This is a genomic window from Vibrio panuliri, from assembly GCF_009938205.1.
GTDB lineage: Bacteria > Pseudomonadota > Gammaproteobacteria > Enterobacterales > Vibrionaceae > Vibrio > Vibrio panuliri.
In genome coordinates this window covers 112078-134113 of the sequence record NZ_AP019655.1, presented here as the reverse complement: position 1 = coordinate 134113, position 22036 = coordinate 112078, and the positions used below count along the sequence as shown (strand labels likewise).

At 45.6% G+C, this 22036-nt stretch carries 16 protein-coding genes; 6 read left to right on the top strand and 10 right to left on the bottom strand.

The window, feature by feature from the left end:
* Positions 1-105: 105 nt before the first annotated feature.
* Positions 106-960 carry an alpha/beta fold hydrolase gene (locus tag GZK95_RS15495; protein WP_075705878.1) on the bottom strand — a complete coding sequence of 285 codons (855 nt, stop codon included), beginning with the start codon at positions 958-960 and terminating at the stop codon, positions 106-108.
* A gap of 103 nt (positions 961-1063) precedes the next feature.
* Complete coding sequence (locus tag GZK95_RS15490) at positions 1064-1666, bottom strand: TetR/AcrR family transcriptional regulator (RefSeq protein WP_075705877.1); 603 nt, start codon at positions 1664-1666, stop codon at positions 1064-1066.
* 212 nt (positions 1667-1878) lie between these two features.
* On the opposite strand from GZK95_RS15490, the gene GZK95_RS15485 reads away from it, so the two are divergent.
* Positions 1879-2901, top strand: coding sequence for an acyltransferase (locus tag GZK95_RS15485; RefSeq protein ID WP_075715521.1), 1023 nt, complete (start codon positions 1879-1881; stop codon positions 2899-2901).
* A gap of 95 nt (positions 2902-2996) precedes the next feature.
* Here the strand turns inward: GZK95_RS15485 and GZK95_RS15480 are convergent, their stop codons facing one another.
* The 5 genes from GZK95_RS15480 to GZK95_RS15460 all read right to left on the bottom strand — a co-directional run bounded on the left by GZK95_RS15480 (position 2997) and on the right by GZK95_RS15460 (position 11520).
* The gene (locus GZK95_RS15480; RefSeq protein WP_404817655.1) at positions 2997-3587 is read right to left on the bottom strand and encodes a DNA mismatch repair protein; all 591 of its coding nucleotides are present in this window, start codon (positions 3585-3587) and stop codon (positions 2997-2999) included.
* Positions 3581-3967: an MAPEG family protein gene (locus GZK95_RS15475; protein ID WP_075705874.1), complete on the bottom strand. Its 387-nt coding sequence runs from the start codon at positions 3965-3967 to the stop codon at positions 3581-3583. The genes GZK95_RS15480 and GZK95_RS15475 overlap by 7 nt, the downstream gene beginning before the upstream one ends.
* A 92-nt stretch (positions 3968-4059) precedes the next feature.
* Positions 4060-6216, bottom strand: coding sequence for a 1,4-alpha-glucan branching protein GlgB (glgB, locus tag GZK95_RS15470; RefSeq protein ID WP_139315078.1), 2157 nt, complete (start codon positions 6214-6216; stop codon positions 4060-4062).
* 618 nt (positions 6217-6834) lie between these two features.
* On the bottom strand, positions 6835-9012 hold the full coding sequence (malQ, locus tag GZK95_RS15465; protein ID WP_075715524.1) for a 4-alpha-glucanotransferase: 2178 nt from the start codon (positions 9010-9012) through the stop codon (positions 6835-6837).
* A gap of 54 nt (positions 9013-9066) precedes the next feature.
* The gene (locus GZK95_RS15460) at positions 9067-11520 is read right to left on the bottom strand and encodes a glycogen/starch/alpha-glucan phosphorylase (RefSeq protein ID WP_075715539.1); all 2454 of its coding nucleotides are present in this window, start codon (positions 11518-11520) and stop codon (positions 9067-9069) included.
* A 560-nt stretch (positions 11521-12080) separates the two neighbouring features.
* On the opposite strand from GZK95_RS15460, the gene malT reads away from it, so the two are divergent.
* The 4 genes from malT (at position 12081) to GZK95_RS15440 (ending at position 18841) form a co-directional block, all read left to right on the top strand.
* The gene (gene malT, locus GZK95_RS15455; protein WP_075715525.1) at positions 12081-14771 is read left to right on the top strand and encodes an HTH-type transcriptional regulator MalT; all 2691 of its coding nucleotides are present in this window, start codon (positions 12081-12083) and stop codon (positions 14769-14771) included.
* Positions 14772-14949: 178 nt separating this feature from the next.
* On the top strand, positions 14950-15609 hold the full coding sequence (locus GZK95_RS15450) for an NAD(P)H-dependent oxidoreductase (protein ID WP_075705870.1): 660 nt from the start codon (positions 14950-14952) through the stop codon (positions 15607-15609).
* Positions 15610-15839: 230 nt separating this feature from the next.
* Positions 15840-16691, top strand: a complete 852-nt coding sequence (locus tag GZK95_RS15445; protein WP_075715526.1) for a tetratricopeptide repeat protein — start codon at positions 15840-15842, stop codon at positions 16689-16691.
* A gap of 458 nt (positions 16692-17149) precedes the next feature.
* Positions 17150-18841 (top strand): methyl-accepting chemotaxis protein, encoded by a 1692-nt coding sequence (locus GZK95_RS15440; RefSeq protein ID WP_075715527.1) that lies wholly within the window; start codon positions 17150-17152, stop codon positions 18839-18841.
* 60 nt (positions 18842-18901) lie between these two features.
* On the opposite strand, the gene GZK95_RS15435 is transcribed toward GZK95_RS15440, so the two are convergent.
* The 3 genes from GZK95_RS15435 to GZK95_RS15425 all read right to left on the bottom strand — a co-directional run bounded on the left by GZK95_RS15435 (position 18902) and on the right by GZK95_RS15425 (position 21385).
* A complete protein-coding gene (locus GZK95_RS15435; protein WP_075715528.1) occupies positions 18902-19669 on the bottom strand; it encodes an alpha/beta fold hydrolase in 768 nt (255 codons plus the stop codon).
* Between the two features lie 145 nt (positions 19670-19814).
* Positions 19815-20114 carry an antibiotic biosynthesis monooxygenase family protein gene (locus tag GZK95_RS15430; RefSeq protein WP_075705866.1) on the bottom strand — a complete coding sequence of 100 codons (300 nt, stop codon included), beginning with the start codon at positions 20112-20114 and terminating at the stop codon, positions 19815-19817.
* Positions 20115-20422: 308 nt separating this feature from the next.
* Positions 20423-21385 carry a transposase gene (locus tag GZK95_RS15425; protein WP_179954411.1) on the bottom strand — a complete coding sequence of 321 codons (963 nt, stop codon included), beginning with the start codon at positions 21383-21385 and terminating at the stop codon, positions 20423-20425.
* A 303-nt stretch (positions 21386-21688) separates the two neighbouring features.
* Between GZK95_RS15425 and GZK95_RS15420 the strand changes: the two genes are divergently transcribed.
* Complete coding sequence (locus GZK95_RS15420) at positions 21689-22003, top strand: NIPSNAP family protein (RefSeq protein WP_075715529.1); 315 nt, start codon at positions 21689-21691, stop codon at positions 22001-22003.
* The last annotated feature ends 33 nt before the right edge of the window (positions 22004-22036 follow it).

Genomic DNA, 22036 nt, shown 5'->3' with positions numbered 1-22036 from the left:
TGAGGGCCAAGAGGCATTGCAAATGATCCCACATAACCCTCTAAGGAAATATTTTATTTTGCGAATTTGTTAACCACATCAACATAATGGTTATAGATGTTAAGGTTATGATTTATCTATTAACTTATCAAAACTCGCCAACACCTGCTCACACTTCATCACGCGACCATGTCCTTGACCTTGTGTCGCGACTAAGCTGACATTCTCCATCTCTTGCGCTGCACGCTGAGAAACCGAAAACTTGGTAAACTTATCGGCTTCGTCGTGAACGATAATGGTTGGGGAGCGACGAAGGTTCAACTTGCTGTAAGGGTCTATTGACTGAATAGGATAGCGGTATGACTCTTGTACCTCTTCCACCACAGCATGAAACAAACGCATCGAGTAGCCGGAACGCGCCACACTGCCAAATAAGTTGTCGAGATAATCAAGCACTGGCGCGATAAGCAACAAGGGTTTATCAACTAATTTTTGATGATGGCACTCAATGGCAGATGCGGTACCCATGCTGTGCCCCACTAATCCAGCTACATCATCAACACTATCTAAAATTGCCTCTAGTCCACCAACAAACGCCGGAATATGCCCATAGACACCGCCACTTTCACCATGACCGGGATGATCGTACGCTAACGCGGTGTAGCCTCTACTCGCAATATGCTCCATGAGCGGAAAGTACTGACTGGCTGTGCCAGACCAGCCATGGGTAAGCACCCAAACGGGGCCACTGCCTAATGAGTAGGTGATCAATGTCCCTTCTTTCGATTCCACCTTCCCTTTCACCATTCCCGCTGGCACCGCATTTTTAGGCTTAGTACGCACTGGGGTTAACAACAACTTGCGCGCTGTATTCTCTGCATGTCTCGGGGCAAGGCGGTGATGCAGCCGAGTCGACATATTGACTAGACTTCGTTTGAAGCTGAACTTACTTGAAGTATTAAAATAAATCTTCTCACTCATGTTACCTCTCCTTGAGGTATCGTATCGCGTAATCGAACCAAAAGAGAACGACCGTGCTTTTTATCAATGTAAAATAAGGCGAGTAGCTCGACACGCCTCCCGCCTATACTGTTTTTTGCTTTGACCAGTCAGCAATTAACCGATCAATGCCTTGCCAGAAATGGGCTTGACTTGCTTCTTCTCCTCGCAGGGAATAAAACAAATGCGCGCTCAGATAAAGCCCATAAAGCTCGAAAGTTGCCTGCTGACAATCCAGATCCTCTCTAAACTGGCCGTTATCTCGCCCTTTGCGCAGTTGGATGGTTAAGTAGTCAATCCATCTCAAAATGGTCGCTTTGAGCTGTTGCTGAATCGGTGTCTCTTTGCTTCCGGTCTCTTTCCATGCATCCAAAAACATGCAACTCCCTTGGAAGGAGTGGTTCCAACCTAACCAAAGATCCAATAAAGCTTTTAGCTTGTGAATAATGTCCTCGTCCCCCAAGCTACGCGCTGGCTCAATCACTCGAGCGGCAAACACGGAGTTGGCGTGCTCCAGCACAGACAGTTGCATGTTCTCTTTCGAGTTAAAATGAGCAAACAAGCCGCTTTTAGACATTCCACACTGCTTTGCCAACTCACCAACCGTCAGGCTTTCTAGGCCATTCTTACTCGCCAGTTCAAATGCCGTGGTTAATATTGCTTCACGAGTCAATCGACCTTTATTCATAGCATTACCAAATAGGTTCAATCCTTTATTTTTAGCACGAGTGTTCTATTTTGCAAGCTACTCAGGCAACATCAGACCAGTGAGCAAACTTGATTTGCGTCTCGAATTATAAATTTTCCCTATAGAATCACTGTCAGAGTTGACGTACATCCATTGAATATCAATCGCATCCTGATAGCTTGAGCCCACTTTACTTACTTTGAGTTGGCGTTATGGAAGCTAAAAAAATCACCAGCATTGAACTTGGGCGTTTAGTGGCAATTTTCGTTGTTGTCGCGATGCACTGTCAGATGTTCCTCAGTTACTTTCTTTATCAAGATACGCCTTGGTTTGGGTTTATTTTTAATCAATCGACTCGTTTTGCGGTGCCACTCTTTTTCCTAATTTCTGGCTTCTTAATTCAGCCAAAATTAACCGCTACGCCAATGACAACATTAAAACGTTATTGCACCCCATTGATGCGAGTGTTCATTGTTTGGAGCGTCATTTGTCTGTTGATGCCTTTTAACTTACAAACGGTTCTGACCGACGGTTATCTCGCCGAGCGTAGTGGGTACTGGGGCTACCTTATGCAAGCGCCCGTTAACACACTACTCGAAGGTGGTTTAGTGCATCTGTGGTTTATTCCAGCACTGATGATTGCCGCTCTAATCACCGCACTACTACTCAACGCAGGGAAAGGGGCTTGGTTACTTCCTATCGCGGTTGTACTTTATGTTTACGGCGTATTAGCCGGTAGTTATGTCAACCTAACCGAGCTTTGGTCACCCTTCTTTACCCGCAATGGCCCATTTTTCAGTACGCTAATGTTTGCGATTGGCTTTGTCATTCGCGAGAAAAACATCCGAACCTCTTCAGCACAAGCTATCATGTTAGCGCTTGTGGGCATGGCTTTGCATTTTAGCGAAGCTTACTGGCTCACCAGTTTTGACCAACCATTTAATGGCAATGATTTTCTGTTTGGCACCCTCTTATGGGGAACAGGTACCTTTTTGTTTTTACTGGCAAAACCTAATTTAGGTAATACTCCATGGGTACTGAGCTTATCCAAATCTGTACTCGCGATTTATGTATCGCACTTGCCAATCATCATTTTGATGATGAATGTTGCTGGCGGCTTGCAGCTTAATGGTCCACTCAAAGATGCCGTAGTCTTCTCTGGCACCATCATATTGACGCTGCTACTGGTCAAAGGCGTAGAGAAAACACCGCTTAACCAATGGTTATTTCGATAAGTTTTCAGCCATGAACCAGACTCGGCAAAACGCTATCATTATCATGCGATAACCATGCAATCTGCCCCTCATTACGCAATGTGGTCAGGGGCAGATTAACGCGCTAAATCTCTCGCTAAAATTAACGCCAAGCCAAATACCTGCAAAAATAAGCCAATACTCCGATACCAAGCGATGCGCTTATCTAGAGACACCAAGCCTTCATTGATGGTCAAGTTTTGCAGGTAAACTTCATCAATATATTCCCGCTGCTCTTTCTGTGCCTGTTCAATTAGCGACATGATCTGGTGAAGGTGAGTCACCTGCAGCTCAGGTAACTCATCGCCAACCCAGTCACTAAGCTGGCGGCTGAGCTCTCGCTCTAAAGCCTCAAATAATGGTGTCTGTCCTGATAACGGCGATGGTGTCTGTCCTGATAACGGCGAGTTAAGTTCTGGTGCCTGTCCTCGTAAGTCGTTGGAGAAATAGAGGGTAAGCAGCTCTTTTTTTCGCTCCAACGTTTCGACTCGATTCCATGCAAGCTGGATTGAGTAGCGGTTTTCTTGCTTTTGCTCATCCAAATCACTCATTTGGCTGCCCAGATCTTCAAGCACAATGCTCGACAATAAAATAGCCAATATATTGAGCACTAATCCTATCAGCACCAAAAGCCAAGCTGGCGGCCAGTGTATCTTCATCGCTACCAAAGCTTATCAAACGGTAAATAGACTAAGTTGAGCACCACCAGCGCGAACATCACGGCGAATGTCAGCTTCATACCATTAATGCGCCCTTTAAGCTCTTGGGCAAGAATCGCTCGAGCATGCAACACTCGGCCGACAAGAAATATAATCCCTAAGCCATGAATCAGTAAGACGTTGGCGCCGTTATACTCGATTAAAGCCAGCAGAATCACTGTGATTGGTATGTAGTCGACGGCATTGCCTTGCGCACTACGTGCGACTTGCAAGCCCTCGATACCGCCATCAGCATAAGCAATGCGATTTTTGCGTCGTTGTTTGATCACCTGAACCGCTAACCAGATCATCAGTAGTGCGAGTAAAGAGGCGTAAAGTGCTGTAATCATCGTATTTTCTCCTTTTCAACAGTGTAGGAGAAAATACGAAACTTGATAAAAAAAGCCCCACTTAAACAAGTAGGGCTCAATCGAGAGAGGGTTTACTTAACCAGTTTGTAAAACAGCGTTGAGAGTGGCGGTAAGCTCAACGCCAGTGACTGAGCCAAACCTTGGCAACTCTTACTCACCGTCTCTATCTGCTCCACAACCGGATAATCACTACCATGGTACTTAGCGCTGTCAGTATTGAGCAGCAGTTGGTAGCACCCAGCAACTGGTACACCCAGTAAAAACTCATTGTGTGGCACTGGAGTGAAGTTGGAGATCACCAAAATACGCTCGCCTGTTTCGCTCATCCGCTCATGGGCGAGAATACTGTCATCTGCTGCGTCTTGTAACCGCCACTCAAAACCACTCGGTTCACAGTCAAGCTGATGCAGAGCCGCCTCTTGACGGTATAGGGCATTGAGATCTCGGGTAAGATCTTGAACCCCTTTATGTCGTTCAAACTCCAGCAGGAACCATTGCAGTTGGTCATCATGGTTCCATTCGGCAGTTTGCCCAAGCTCAGCGCCCATAAAGTTGAGCTTCTTACCCGGCTGACCATACATATATCCGTAATAGGCTCTGAGGTTAGCGGTTTGCTGCCACTCATCGCCCGGCATTTTGTTATGAATCGAACCTTTGCCATACACAACTTCATCGTGAGACAACGACAATACATAATTTTCACTGTGGGCGTAAATCAATGGGAAAGTAATGGTGTTGTGATGATATTTACGATGGACAGGGTCTTCTTTTATGTAGGCAAGACTGTCGTGCATCCAGCCCATATTCCATTTAAAACCAAATCCTAAGCCACCAAGGTAGGTAGGCGCCGATACACCAGGGAATGCCGTCGATTCTTCTGCAATTGTCATCGCATTTGGGAAGTGTTTATACACTTCTTCGTTCATCCACTTTAATGTCGCAATTGCGTCGTAGTTTTCGTTACCACCGTCGATATTAGCCACCCACTGATCATGGCTACGGGAATAATCTAGATAGAGCATTGATGCCACTGCATCAACACGGATACCATCAATATGGAATTGCTCAAACCAATATAGCGCGTTGGATACCAAGAAGCGACGCACATGCTCGCGGCTCATATCGTAGATGTATGAGTTCCAGTCTTGGTGCCAGCCGCGACGTGGGTCAGGATCGTGGAATAACGGAGTGCCGTCAAAATTTGCTAAGCCATGATCGTCAGACGGGAAATGTGCAGGTACCCAATCAAGCACTACGCCTATGCCGGCTTGGTGACAAGTATCAACAAAGTATTTAAAGTCATCTGGGGTACCGAAACGACTCGTTGGGGCAAACAAACCGACCGGCTGATACCCCCAAGAGCCGTAAAACGGATGCTCAGAGACAGGCATTAACTCAACATGGGTATAACCTAAATCAAGCAAATACGGTACGAGCTGATCAGCCAACTGCCGATAGTTTAAAAATTGTCCGTTTTCGTCACGACGCCAAGAGCCTGCATGCAACTCATAAAATGCCAATGCTTGCTTACGCTTATCACTGACAGGGCGTTGCTGCCAAACACTGTCTTGCCATTGATAGCGCTGATGATCATAAGTGACCGAAGAGAACGAAGGGTACTGCTCTGCAAAACAACCCCAAGGATCCGCTTTATGAGCAACACGTTCACCATGCGGTCCTTTTAGTTCGAACTTGTAGCGAACACCTTCCGTGAGATTAGGTATAAAGATCCCCCAAATACCGTAATCTAAACGCTGCATCGGCGTACGACGCCCATCCCAATGGTTAAAGTCAGCAATCAAGCTACACGCACTGGCATGTGGCGCATAAACCAGAAAGCGAACCCCAGAAACCATTTGTCCATCACGTTCAAGCGTGATGAACTGCGCCCCCATATGATGATACATATTCTTTGGCGTATGCAGATCGTCATACTCGGCGTAAATTGCATGGTATTGGTATGGGTCATCAACAATTTGTTCAACGCCTGACCAATCAACCGCAAGTTGATAGTGAGTAAAGCGTAAATCGCGTTGCTGCGATAAAACAAAGCCACCCTCAGTTTCACGCGTAAGTGGGATACGCATACTATCATCAAGCACCACTTCCACCTTATCTGCGCCCGGCATCCACACCCGCAACGAAGTTTGCGAGGCATTTATATATGGGCCCAAAAAGGCAAATGGGTCAGAAAAAGAGGCATCAGAAAGCTGGTTATAAGCCTGCATCTTTTTTTCAACAGTGGTATTCAAGTTATTCTCTCCCTAACCTAACTTTCATTGCGCTAGCTACACTCTAGCAACAAGCAAAAGCCCGCTTATGTTGTTCCATTGCGGGCAAAGAATTATTTATACTCAAGTCGTTTGCAGCGGCTTGGAATTACATACTATACCCAAACGAGAGCCAGTTGCAGCCCCAACTTAAAAGGGGATAAAAATCTTTTGAACTCAAGCGTATCCCTCGCCTCAATCATTTCGCAACTGAATAAATACAAACACTTATACTCAAGTGACTTCAAAATGCAGGATTCAGAGCCTTGTCACTGGTTCGAAGACAAGGAAAACTGCGACGTGAAATAGCCATCTATTTTCAAGTAGTTTGACGCAGAAATCGGGCCAGTGACTGGCTCCCGAAGGGCGAGTTTCCTTGGTTCGTATGCATCGTTAACGATTTTTGGTTTAGAACCACTAGACCTGTAACTCGTTGCCTTGCCTACAAACCAAGTCATTCTCGCTGAACCAAGCATCTTGAGGTTACTTGAGTAGACTAACAAAAATATCAGGACGTGAGTTCAACAAGTCAGCCATCGAACTCACTCAACGATGGCTGACTACTCCGTTGCTCCCTCAACTGGCACTGCTGCGCACTTGCGAGAGCTTATCGGCAATTTGATTCACCGCATCGACACTAAACAGTTGCTCCAAATCCATCGACAACTTGCGTCGCCAGTTAGGATACTCGTTAACCGTGCCGGGGATATTGACGGGCTGATCCATTTCAAGCCAATCTTCTAGCTGCACGCTAAGCAGGGTTGAAGCCCCCGCTGCCACATGAAGCTGCAACGCTTCTGCTAAGTATCTATCCATTGGCACTAACGACGCATCGCGCCCTACGCCATCGGGTAGGTATCCGTGCCATGCGACGGAATCCAAAATACCTTGCTTACTCTTAAGCCGAGCATCAAATAGACCTTGCAACTGTTCTTCATCGGGGTACAGACCTAGCTCTTTACCCAGCTTCAAGTCATCGCAATGCCAGAAGCCACGTAAGGTGGGCATATCATGAGTACAAAGTGCCGACATTGATTGACCAGCGTAATGAGCAGGAGATAGGTAACCGCCATCTTCACTTGAGGTTTCGAAGAAAAAGACTTTGTATGAATGAACACCAGCTTCGCGCAACTTATCGACAATCTCTTCGGGGACAGTCCCTAAATCTTCACCAATTACGCTGCACTGATGGCGATGAGATTCCAACGCCAATATCGCCAACATCTCTTCCACAGGGTAATAAAGGTAAGCCCCTTTGGTCGCGTTCTCCCCCTTAGGAATCCACCACAAACGCAGTAGCCCTAACACATGGTCAATACGTAGCGAGCCACAATGCTTCATATTGGCGCGCAGTAAATCAATATAAGCTTGATAGCCTGTCGCTTGTAAGCGCTCAGGATTCAGAGGTGGCAATCCCCAGTTTTGCCCCAGCGGGCCCAGTATATCGGGTGGGGCGCCAATGCTAACATCTTGTACTAAGTTGCCTTCATCAGCCCAAGTTTCCGCTCCTGAGTCAGCCACACCGACAGCCAAGTCACGATACAAGCCAACTGACATACCTTTGCTTTGCGCCAGTTGTTGTGCTTCTTGCACCTGACAATCCGCAATCCACTGTAGATACATATACAGATGGACTTGGTCACGATTATTTTCGATATAATCCTGAACCGCTTGGTTACTAAAACGCTGGTATTGCGCTGGAAAAACCGGCCAGCCCCAAATCGAACTGTCTTGCTGGTGAAGTTCGGCATGCAATGCATCAAAGGCCGCCTGATGCAACAAGCTCTCCCCACCTAACTCGACAAACTCAAGAAACTGGCTCGCTCGCTCACTATCAGTGTCGATATGGCGAGTTTTGAACTCAGCGAATAGCATAGGCAAAACGCTGAGTTTCAACGCCGCGACTTCACTGTAATTCACCCAATGCGTATCTCGAACACTCTGTAAACGTTGTTGAAACTCAGCGCTGCCGACCATTTGCTGAGCTTGACTGCTCAAAGCAAACTCTGGGACGGCACTCACATCAATATAGAGAATGTTCAGCCAACGGCGTGATGAGGGGCTATACGGACTTGCCGCTTCTGGGTTTGCTGGAAACAGTGAATGAATGGGGTTTAGCCCAACAAAGTCGCCACCTCGGGATGCAATCTCTGCCACCAGTTGTTTGAGGTCACCAAAATCTCCCATGCCCCAGTTATGGCTACTTTTTAACGTGTAGAGCTGAATGCTGGGCCCCCACATTTTTTTGCCTTGATCCATAGAAGGCTGTTTAAAGCACGCTTGCGGTGTGACAATCAAACGAGCTTGATAAGGGGTCTTACGTCTTTTTTTCTCAACGATTAATTGGTGATAACCCCACGGCAACTCGGTTGGCAGTGCCACGACAAGTGCGCCGCCAGTGGCTCGGTCATCGCGCACAATATTCGCGCTCACTTCCCCTTCCAGTCTTTCGCCCAGTTCAGTTTGGATTGACCACTTAAAATCACTCTCACGAGCTGTTTTTCCGATATTGAGAGCAAATTCAAATGCTTGATTTTGCTTAAGCACAACAACGGGCGCTAACACATCAAGCTGGGCTTTTTGGGCACAGCTTGCCAGTAACGCTTGGTCATCTTTGGTGTCGTAACCCAATGCGGCAAGTAAACGTAAAATACTCTCTTGCTCTACATTGGCTTCACTTCCCCAAGCACTGATGTATGAGTCGGCGATATTGGCAGCATCAGCCGCCTGTTTAAGTACGGTATTACTGATCATAAACTTCTCCGAAAGCCATAAGACAAAGGCCACCTTTCAGCGGCCTTGCTGCACTTAACGTTTAACGCTTTCTAGCTGCCAAATGTTATTAACGTAGTCTCTAATGCTGCGATCTGAGCTAAATTTGCCAACTAACGCGGTGTTGAGAATGGCTTTCTTCGCCCAACCGGATTGGTCTCGATATTGGCTATCAATCGCTTCATGAGCTGCGACGTAAGAAGCAAAATCTGCCAGCACTAGATACGGATCACCACCATCAAGCACGCTATCGTAGGTTGCGCCAAGCTTACCAGGCTCTCCTGGGGTAAACTCATCACCAATCAGCAGATCCAACGATGCTTTTAAAAGCGGGTCAGCATTATAGTAAGCATATGGGTTATAACCAGAGGCATGCAGACGCTCGACCTCATCCACCTCTAAACCAAAGATGTAGATATTGTCGTCTCCCACTTCTTCACGGATCTCAACGTTCGCCCCATCCATAGTACCTATGGTTAATGCACCATTTAGTGCCATTTTCATATTACCGGTACCGGAGGCTTCTTTACCTGCAGTAGAGATCTGCTCAGACACATCAGCGGCGGGAATAATAATCTCCGCCATGCTGACGCGATAATCGGGCATAAACACCACTTTAAGCTTGTTATTAATGCGTGGGTCGTTGTTCACCTTCTCTGCAATCTTATTGATCGCATAGATGATCTGTTTGGCAAGGTGGTAACCCGGTGCAGCTTTAGCGGCAAAGATAAAGACGCGTGGCACCATGTCAAAATCAGCATCGTTTAGTAAACGGTGATATAGCGATAAGATGTGCAGCATATTCAAATGCTGACGCTTGTACTCATGCAAACGCTTGATCTGAACATCAAAAATAGCGTTGGTATCCAGCTCAATATCCATATTCGCTTTCACCCAATCGGCTAGGCGTTGTTTATTGGCTTTTTTGACCGCCATAAACTGCTGCTGAAACGCTTTGTCATCGGCAAACTGAGAAATCGCCTCAAGCCGGTCAAGATCGGCAGCCCAATCATCCCCAATTTTCTCGCTAATCAGTTGGCTTAACCCTGGGTTACAGAATTTGAGCCAACGGCGCGGTGTAATACCATTGGTGACATTTTGTAGACGGTTCGGGTATAGCTCGTGAAACTCAGGGAACAAGTCGCGTTTTACTAGCTCAGAGTGCAAAGCTGCCACCCCGTTCACCGCGTAAGAGCCAACCACACACAAGTTCGCCATTCGCACCATTCGGTGGAAACCTTCTTGAATAATCGACAATTTACGTTGCTTAGCAACATCGCCTGGCCACTTCTCTCGCACTTCTTTCAAGAACAAGTGGTTAATGTGGTAGATGATCTCCATATGGCGCGGCAATAAACGCTGAATCAGAGATTCGCTCCACGTTTCAAGTGCTTCCGGTAGTAACGTGTGGTTGGTGTAGGCAAAAGTTTTTGAGCAAATGGCCCATGACTCATCCCAGCCCATACCTTTTTCATCGACCAAAATACGCATCAACTCAGGAATGGCGATGGTTGGGTGAGTATCATTAAGTTGAATGGTTTCAAACTTCGGCAAAGACGCTAAGGTGTGCCCCGCTTCTTCATGACGACGTAAAATATCACGCACTGATGAAGCACTGTGGAAGTATTGCTGCATCAAGCGCAGCGTTTTACCTTTCTCGTGGTTGTCATTGGGGTACAACACTTTAGTGATGTTGCCAGCATCAATTAGCGCGTGTTGAGCTTCAAAATAGTTACCATTATTAAAGCTCTCTAACGAGAACGGAGCAATTGCTCGACATTCCCAAAGCCTTAGAGGGTATACGGTTTCACTCTGATAACCGACAATAGGAATATCCCATGGCATCGCCTGCACTGTCATCCCCGGCACCCAACGACGGACCTCACGCCCATTGACCTGCTCCACCTCAACGTGCCCATAGAAGCCAATTTCTTGCGCCAACTCTGGGCGAGCAATTTCCCACGGGTATCCCTCAACACCACACCATGCATCTGGCGCTTCTTGCTGATGTCCTTGTACAAAAGATTGTTTAAAAAGCCCGTATTCATAGTGTAAGCCGTAGCCCACCGTCGGAAACTCTTGTGCTGCGAGCGAGTCCATAAAACATGCAGCCAGTCGTCCTAACCCCCCGTTGCCTAAAGAAGGATCGCGTTCTTCTTCTAAGAGATCGGTCAGATTCTGCCCCAACTCCGCCATGGCTTGTGCAACATGCTCATACAGACCCATACTAATTAGATTGTTGCCCGTTAAGCGACCAATCAAAAATTCAAGGGAGAGATAGTTGACGCTCTTTGCATTGCGGATTTTTTCGTCTTGCTCGGTCTCTAACAAATCAAATGTGGTTAACTCTGCCAACGCTCGCCCCATTGCTAGGTACCATGCGCGGCTAGACGCCTTCTCTACTGTTGTTGCGTAAGTTGAACTCAGGTGTTTCTTAACACTATTTTGGAATGAAGCTTTGTCGAATTGATTCTGCTGTATTGGTTTCATCGCTAAAGTCTCTGCTAGTTTCCCGGTCATTGCCAAGCAACAAAAAAATACTTGGTTGATCTCATCGTGCTTAGCTAGCGACAACGATACATCCCCCTATGAATACGCAGCTAAAGGAGGAGAAGGAGGGGCGTAGAAGGATAAACAGCAGCAAAAACAAGATTAAAATCACACTTTCACTATCCATCGTCAGATTTAACGTGAAACTCATCACATCAAAACAGAAACCAAGCTAAAAACGCCCTATAAAGAGCGTCGCGAGAATAGGCGTCTAAACCATCATTATGCCGTTCAGTTCACATTTTTAGGGATATAAACAAGATGATAGGTGCTGTCCAAAGCAAAATTTCGCTGATAAAGCGGTCAAAATCGACCTAGAGACGATCAATGTCACATTTTAAAGGCGTAGCAGACAATAAAGCGTGAGTTAGGCATTGTTATCCTCAATCTTCATTAACTAGCCATACTCAACGACGATTTTTATCCCTAACATAAGCAAAAGAATGCCATAACCTGACAAAGGTCGATGGTTTGATTGGTTAGATAAGGATAACAACAGGATGTGGATTCCTTCCAAACTCAGTCGCCCAAGCTATATGATTGAGCTCATTCAGCGTAATCAGGTTCTGGAATGCCTTCAACAGGCTGAGAAAAAGAAACTTGTGCTTATGCGTGCGCCTGCCGGATATGGAAAAACCACCGCTGCATCACAATGGCTCTCCTCAAAGCAAGGCGTTGGTTGGTTCAATATTGACGCTAACGACAATGACCCCTATCGCTTTGCTTGCTACTTTGTAGCCGCGCTCAACGAGGCAAGCAACCAAGCCTGTAAAAGCATCCTTAAGTGCGTTGAGCAAGCACAATCGCTTGATGTGATGGTCATTGTCACTGAAGCTCTCAAGCAAATCAGTAAATACAGCAAAACATGTTATCTCGTGATGGATGATTATCATCACATCCACGATGATAAGATCCATCAAGCAATGAGCTACTTTATTAAGCTAATGCCTGAGAACATTACGCTGATCATCACAAGCCGTTCGAATCCGCCGCTTGGTATTGCGGGTTTACGTGTTCATGGCTTAGTCAGCGAAATCGATCAATCTCTATTGGCGTTCAATATGGATGAGACACTTGCTTTCCTCCAACAACGACTGACGACGCCACCAAGTCTTGAACAAGCTCAGCAGCTGTATGAGTATGTTGAGGGCTGGCCCTCAGCACTTGAGTTGATCACATGGCAAAGCCATGATCAAACATTGCCCCCCCTTGACCCGAGCCAAGTTCAAGTCAATCAAACCCATCTATGGGAGTACCTTGTCGAAGAAGTCTTTGCCAATGTCGATAGCGAAACCCAAGAGTTTCTTTTGTATTGCTCCATTTTAGATAAGTTTAATCACACACTGGCGGCAATGTTAACCCAGCGCAACGATGCTCAATCAGTTATCGAAAACCTGCAACAATTTGGCGTTTTTATTGAGCCAATACGCGGTCAACACAACTGGTTTCGGTTTCATAGTCTGTTTCAGGCATTTCTCTCTGATGAACGTAAAAACCGCTTTATTGGTTTAGAACCCCAACTGCAGCAACGTGCAGCTCAAGCTTGGCTCGCACATGCAAATCCTGAGCAAGCGCTCTATCACGCCGAGCAAACAAACGACTCAAACATGACTATCGAGATTTTGCAGCGTTCTGGCTGGGAACTGTTTAACCGAGGCAGCACGGAGCGGCTAAAGAATGCTCTAAGCAGTTTAAATTCAACGCAGATTTATCAAAATGCCACACTTTGCCTCCTCCATGCTTGGCTAGCACAAAGCCAACAGCGTAATGAGGATGTCGGCTTAATATTACTCCAAGCAGACTCACTTAAAACCGCCACCACCAGTAGTGAGAAAGGCGAGTTTAATGCGCTCAAAGCTCAAATAGCGATCAGCAACAATCAGCCGCAGCAAGCGCTCGAACTCGCAGAGCTCGCTTTGAGTCAAATTGATGGACAGGCGTTTCATAGTCGTATTGTTGCCACCTCAGTGATTGGTGAAGTTAACCATGTCCTCGGTTACTTAGACCGTGCTCTACCTCTAATGCAACAAACGGAGAAGCTAGCGCGTCAATATCAAGTTCATCACCAAGCCCTATGGGCGATTTTGCAGCAGAGCGAAGTCTTGTTTGCTAAGGGCTACTTACAGGCAGCGTTTGATGTGCAAGAAAGTGGTTTTCAATTAATCCAGGATCAGCAGTTAGAGCAGAACTTACTTCATGAATTTCTTTTGCGCTCCCGTGCCCAGCTGCTGTTTAGTTGGAACCGACTGGATGATGCCGAGCAGTGTGTAAAGCAAGCGCTCAGCGTACTTCACTCACAACCAGATAAGTTATCCCTACACAGCTATGCGCTGTTAGCACGCATCGCACTTTGTCGTGGAGACATGGATAAAGCAGCCCGATATATTGCGGAAGTTGAACTGAGGATGAGTCATGAGTTTTATCATCTCGATGGCAGCGCACATGCCGACCTCGCTATGCTTCTGTTTTGGCAGGCCAAACAAGATCATGATGCAATCAAACTCTGGCTTGATAACGCCCAACTGATAAACCCAGCCAGCAATCACTTTTCCCAACTACAGGGACGAAACATTGCTCGTGCTCAACTTGCTTTAGGTTTATACCCACAAGCCAGCGAGACTATCAAAACATTGGATAACGTCGCGGTCCAACATCATCTTCTTGCCGACCACAGCCGAAATGCGATTATCGACGTATTGCTCAGTTTAGCGACAGGTCATAAAGCCGAGGCGAGGCATGAGTTGCAACAGGCATTATCACTCGCTAGCCAAACAGCAATTATGGGGGACTTTCTCTATAACATTGAAGAGCTGAAACCCCTACTGCAACACAGTGGCTTTCAAGCAGAACTGGATGAACTGACCTGTTATCGCGTCAACTTACTGCTAAAATCTGTCAGCGCGGCACAACGCAGCCGCTCTGCACACTTTGACGAAAGTTTGGTCGCACAAATAGTCCATCACCCCGAAGTGCCGGAACTGGTACGCAATAGTCCATTGACCCAGCGTGAATGGCAGGTGCTAGGATTGATCTATTCAGGCTTAAGCAACGAGCAGATCGCCCAACAGTTAGATGTTGCTGGCACGACGATAAAAACGCATATCCGTAACCTGTATCAAAAGCTCAATATTGCCAACCGCAAACAAGCAATTGAAACCGCAGAACGTTTAATCAAACTGGTTGGCAGCTAATGCTAGGGACGTTGACCAACCTATTCCGCCAAGACTCCACGCTCACGTTTACGATCGGCTATTATCAATTTTTTTTTGATAATGTTTCAATTGCAAGATAGTTTTTCTCCCGTCGCAATCCTCTTAGAATGCTCCTCGTAAACACGGCATCCGCCAGAAGAATTCAAAAGGTACGACTATGACACATCCAATTATTGCTGACTTACAATCTCGTTATACTGCAAAACGCTACGATGCAGAAAAGCGTATCCCGCAAGCGGATCTTGACGTGATTTACCAAGCAATTCGTCTATCAGCTTCTTCAATCAACTCACAGCCTTGGAAATTTATTGTGATTGAAAGTGAAGAAGCGAAACAGCGCTTTCATGACACTTTCGCTAATAAGCATCAATTTAACCAGCCGCACGCGAAAGAAGCGTCACATGTTATTTTGTTTGCCTACAACCCAAACTACACCAAAGACAACTATAAAAAAGTGGTTGATGCAGAAGTGACTTCTGGTCACCTACCTGCTGACATGTACAACAACATGCTTGATGGTGCATACACTTTTGCCGAAGCAAATACAGATGCCACTGGCTTCAATGGTAACTGGACTCGTGCACAAACTTACTTAGCACTGGGTAACACGCTGCATGTATTGGCTCGCTTGGGTATTGATTCAACAACAATGGAAGGCGTCGATCCAGAACTGATCGGCGAACTGTTCAAAGAAGAGCTTGACGGCTATGTGTGTGAAGTAGCACTTGCGATGGGCTACCACAAAGATGGTGAAGACTATAACCACGGTAAACCTAAAGCGCGTCTACCAATCGAAGATATTCTACAAGTTCTATAATTTAATGCCTCATACAACGAAGAGAGACGGGTACTGATAGCGTCATTATTTCAAGTTGTACACGGCATCAAATTCAGCCTAAAGACCTCGCCTCTGCGGGGTCTTTATCTATATAAAGCAACTCAATCTTCGAGAAAATAAAGGCTTACGCTTTGCGTTACCATACGCCGATCTGCTACTGTGAAAAAGAACGATAAATATCTACAACTTTTTTACAGTAAGGAAGCCAAATGCGCTCTATCATTTCACTTCTCTTGATCCTCCTTACCTTTTCCAGTTTTTCGAGCCTTGCCGAAGAAAAGTATTCCGAGTCAGACTTACTGGATCGCCCGCTGATGGAACGATACATTTTGGATGAGCTCAAATCCCTACGTGAGTCTCAACAAGATCTAGAACGAAGACTGGTTATTGATATCACCAACCGAGAACTTTCGGTTGCCGATAAATCACTAAACTACGCCAACGTGACCGTTACCTATTTCTTCTACATTATTGCTGGTGTGGCATCCTTGATCGCCTTTGTGGGTTGGCAGTCACTGCGTGAGTTGAAGGTCAACACCAAAGAGATGGCAGACAAGCGACTGGAAGCGATAGCACAAGAGTATGAGAAGAAGTTTATCGCTTTAGAGCGCGACTTAAAGCGAAAGACCCGAATCATCAGTGAGAACAACAAAGAGATTGAGATCATCAATGAGGTACATAACCTCTGGCTGCGTGCGCAGAGCATGCAAACGCCAGAGCAAAAAATCGCCGTGTATGATGAAATCCTGCATATTCGTCCGGGCGATCTCGAAGCGCTCACCTATAAAGCGGATGCTGCGATGGAAGCCAATGAGTACAACTGGGCTCTCAGTATTTGTAACCGCGTATTGGACTTGGATGAAGCAAACGCACCGGCGCTTTATCAACGCGCTTGCGCTTTTGCAAGGCTCGGGGTCGAAGAACAAGCCATTGATGATCTTACGCGAGCAATAGAAGTCAGCCCTTCAACCCGCGATTTGATTGCCCATGAAAGAGATTTTGAATCACTGCATGGCAATAAGCGCTTTGAAGCGTTACTGGAGCTATACGCTGAAGAGTAACACTGCTATCTCATCAACGAGTCCATCAATAAGATGGACTCTAAACGGAGGCAGGCAAAATCTATTGCGAATCAAAAATCGTTTTTCCCTCCCATTTTGTTTGTATTGAGACACCCACTCTAGCCCCGCATTTTCTATGATTCCCCGCCAAGCAGAATCATCTACGCAGCAGAAGACAAGCAACATCCCCAGCACAAACAGTTAACCAAATCATCGTTCAAACTGTTAAATCATAGTAAAACAAACGGAATAAAATACCGTATAAATTCACGATAACTCTATAATTTCATTAAAGTTAATAACCATATCTTTGTTGTATTAAAACATAGACACCAGCAACACTTTAGATACAAATAATGCCATTTTTTCTAAACTTTTGAGTTACATCAAGCTGACATCCGAGCATTTTTCAAACACTCGTTTATATTAGACAAGCTTAATTAATAAATGAGGTGAACATGAATAACAACATTACACCCACCCACTCTTCAAGCTTGCTCTCTAAGCTCGAAAGCGTCAGTAATAGGCTGAAAATCTGTGTGCTATTAATGGCAGTTGGGTTTGCATTCTTGGGTTATAAAGGCATCTCCGGGATGCAACAGAGCTCGGCGTACATTGAACAGCTCTATACTCAAGGGATACAACATACAGAACGCACTGGCAGAATTCTCGACGAACTCGGTAATGCGCGAAGTTCATTGCTTTTGGCTTTTCAGCATGATCCGACGTCAAAATTTGCCCAGATGCACAACCACCCAATCCAGTTGCATATCTCACAAATAAAAACATCTCTTGATTCCCTACATAAGATTGTCGACAACGAACTGCTTGCATCCCCTTTAGATCAAGATGAAAAAAGTGTGATTGAGCAACTGGCTAAAACGCTTGATGGGATCACTCAACAAGGTTTCAACCCCGCGATTGCAAAGTTGGAATTGCAAGATTTTGACCAAGCAAATAGCATTCTTCTCACCAAGATCAATCCGCCATTTACCCAAGCCAAACAACTCGCTGAAGAATTTCTTCATTTACAAAGCCAAGAAGGCAAACTCACTTTTGAACGCGCAGAGCAGAACAAACAACACTTTATTTTGGTGTTCAGTGCGATTGCCGCTTTTGCACTATTGGTTATCACCACTGTGACGGTGCTAATTGTGCGCCGCGTTAACTTTGCCGTAGAAACGCTTGAGACCACGTCGAGTCAAATAGCGCAAGGGGATCTGACTCAGCGAATCAACATAAAAGGCAACGACGAGTTTGCCCATATCGCGCAGTCAGTAAACCAGATAGTGGCCGACTTTCAGCATGTCATCAAAACTAACCGTGATTCCATCAGCCAATTGGCAAGAACATCAGAAGAAAACTCTGTGGTGGCCAATCAAGCCAAGCAAACTATCCTCAATCAGCAAGAACAAACCACGCAGGTTGCCGCTGCTATCAACGAGTTCACCGCAACCGTACATGAGGTAGCGCAAAGTGCCACATCAGCAGCTGAAGCTTCAGAGCAAGCAGATCTGGCAGCCGCTAGTGGGCAAGTGGTGGTTGAAGAGAGCATTCAAATGATTGAAAACCTCTCCACTGATTTACAGCAATCCGTTGACGCGATGCACACGCTGGCGAAACATTCTGAAGAAATAGGTACGGTTGTTGATGTGATCCAAGACATCTCAGAGCAAACTAACTTGTTAGCGCTTAACGCCGCGATTGAAGCCGCTCGCGCAGGTGAGCAAGGACGAGGTTTTGCGGTTGTAGCCGATGAAGTGCGCACGCTAGCGAGTCGCACGCAAACCTCAACCAAAGAGATCATGGCAACCATCCAACGTTTACAAGAGGGCAGCCGAGACTCAACGCAAAGGCTGGAGAAAGGGGCAGAAAATGCGGCAACAACCGTAGAAAAAGCGATGGAAGCGGGACAAGCATTAGAACAAATCAAGTCCAGTGTCGACCAAATCACCGCAATGAATACTCAAATTGCCACTGCGGCAGAGGAGCAAAGTCTCGTCACGGAAGATATCAACTCAAACATATCTTCTATCAGTGAGTTGGCCAATCAAACTGCGACTGGGGCGGAACAGAGCAGCGAAGCAACCTTAGAGCTAGCGAACTTGGCAGAAACGCTCAAAGAGGAAATCGATCGCTATCGAGTTTGATTTATTGCCAAGAACCCAATAATAAAAACCTCGCTTTTGCGAGGTTTTTATCTATAACTATTAATGATTTATCTGTAAGAAACGTCTTAAAACTTCCCCAACAACTTCTGGGTACTCTTTATGGGCTTCATGCTCGGTAAACGGTACATTGAAAAACTCTGACTCTTCTATTCGTTCACACAACTCCTCTGCCTCTGTAAGAGAAAACAAGAAGTCTTTATCACCACGCATAATTAAGGTCGCACAAGTGATCTCTTCGACTAACTCGTCTGGGTAGCCGCTATCAAATGTGTCTAACCAAAGCTTTTTAACCTGAGCAACCAAGTGATTAAAATCTGGTTGGGGATTAATTTCCTCATAACGCGCGATCTCTTCAGCGAACTCTTGTTGCCAAAAATCTGCCGTCAAACCTTGATAGAGCTCGATAGATGGATCATCCGGCTCTAAACGCCACTGTGACCCCAGAGTCGAAAGACTAAGCACTCGACGTTCATCACACGCCGCAATGCGATAGCCAACAGTACCGCCATCACTAAAACCAAATAGATGGAATTTATCCACCTGCAACGTATCCAACACCGCTTCGACATCTTGCTGATAACGAGTGTAAGTAAGTGGATGCTCGCCCAATGTCGAACGTCCGTGACCGCGTAAATCAATCCGAATCACTTTAAACAGATCCGGTATAAACTTCATTAGCCCTTCAAGATCTTCACTACTGCCTAAACCGCCGTGCAACATTACAAGCGATTGGCCATCAGGATTGCCTGAAACTTGGTAGTAGATCTCAGCGCCATCAATTAACAAATGCTGACCAAAACCAGACATAATCCTTTCCCTTGTTCGTGTAAATCAAGGGCATTCTAACCAGCGCAAATTTTTAACAACGCCCCACCCTTCACAGAATAGCGGCGAAATATATACCGAGATCGCACTATTTAACCAAAGTCCCCTTCTACTAAGGACACACACCTCATGATTGAGTTCGATCTTCAATCTCATCATAGGTTTCAACAGCGACACGCTCAGCAATCTCCCTCATCTGCTGCATTTTCTCTGGGTTGCTATTGCCCCAAAACGCTTGCCAATCAGTCTTAGATCGCCATTTAGCGACCGTAAGTACTTTTTCTGGCACATCTGACGATTGAAGCATAAAACTTCCTAATGCTCCTTCAACCGACTGATGAATATCATCAGTAACGGAGGACCATATTTTTTGAAATTCGTCTTTTCTCTCTAGCGATACGCGCCATTCATAGATAACTCTAAACATGTTTGCCCTTTTGTTTTTCAATAGTCACTTAACAATGCAGTAAACTCATCGATTTGATGATGTTAACAAAACATAAAATGTTTATTTTAGACTAACAATTGGAATAATCATTAATGAGGACACACACCATAAAGACATAAGCGACATACGAAACCAAGCTGAGCCTGAAATCAGGTAGTATCGCTAATAACTTTGAAGTAATAAGACGAATATTTCACACCCGTCTGAGAAGGTGGTGCGAGATAACGAGATCAGGTGAAAGGCGCTACTATCAGCGACCTTTTTGGATTCAAATCTAGACGGGAAAACTATCCATTTAAGCGAAGTAAGTGTACCCGCTTCTTATGCAAACAACTCTTGATTAAGCCTATATCACAAGCACACCCTATCGCAGTGCTGCGATGTTGTTCTAATTGTTTACACACATCGAGCCATTGACTTTGAGGAAGATTTAACCTCTGCAGTAAAGCAGGCTCACTTACCTTCATACACGCTTTATTTTGGCAAAACTGCCGCGCAGTCCAATCAACTAGTTCAAGATATTCTATTAACAAAAATGGAATACCCTCACGTTTTTCGCCACGCCTACTTCCGATGAAAGGATGAAGGCAAGGTGCGGTATCTTGATAACGGTTTAACGCCACTAGTCGAGCCTGAAAAGATGTATATTCGGAGGATTCTGGCGTATCTGCGGTGCCAGCTCTGAGAGGATTTAAATCTACATAGGCCATTGCGGCGACCAACGCTTGTTCATCCAATAATGCCTGGCTCTTAAAGCGACTTTCCCAAAAGTGCCCACTGCAATCATCTTCTTGGTTTGCTTGACAAGCAATATCGTAGTTGAGCTCTTTCATAAACCAACTGAGATTCCACAATCGAGCACGCCACGACTCGATGATTGATAGACAAGCATCAATATCGCCCTCACTCGTTAGCTCACCTGATAGCCAGCGCGATACCAACATGGGCAACTTATGGTGTTCTCGCCAGCGTTGAACGACCTCAAGGTGAGAGAGTGCCAATGCTTTTTCTCGATTAATGTGCAGAACTAAATGGTAGTGATTACTCATGATTGCGTAAGCACAAACATCGATACAGTACACTCGAGAGAGCGCATAGATTTTCTGCCTTATCCACTCCCGGCGATGTTCGTAACTTCGCTTCGTAAGTGGATCTTTACCGCATAAGAAACTCCGCCTCACACAACGAGATACGCAGTGATAGTATGGTGTCGCCTCGACAGAAACGAGCTGCTTTCTAGCTGTTGTCATAAAACAACCTCAAGATGAGTGATAGACGGAAGATAAAAGCAGATAGCGCAGACTTCCATTTCACCCATGTGGATTTACGGCAGGGTTATCATCACTTCATACTCTATAAACACCGATAAGTGTGTGTCCGTTTTAAGTAAGAGAAAGTCCCCTCTGAAACAAAGTACCGCCACTGCTTGTTAGCAATATTGGTGTGTGTCCTTAATGGAGAGCTCCTAATGAAGTAGTAAAAATAATGGTGTGTGTCCCTAATAAAAATGCATAATTCAGCACATATACGTTGGACTGAGAGTTGAAAATATTGTGAAAATTGTTGAGCTACGTGAGTACCGGATAAAACCGGGAAAGACTGCAGAATGGCTTAATTGGATGCGTGAGGAACTTTTGCCTTATCAGCGTTCAAAAGGGATGATTATCATTGATACTTATGTCCGCCAAAATGAAGATGGCTCAGACTCCTTTATTTGGTTGCGAGAATTTGCAAGCGAGTCGGCAAGACAACAAGTGTACGCAAATACCTATGACCAATGGTGGGTAACGAATATTCGTCCCAGAGTCTTCACCCTAATTGAAGAAGATTCCATCAGTGTAAAACTACTTCAACCAGTTGAGTTGTAGGTAAAGTATGAGAAACTGCAATCGCTAGTTGAA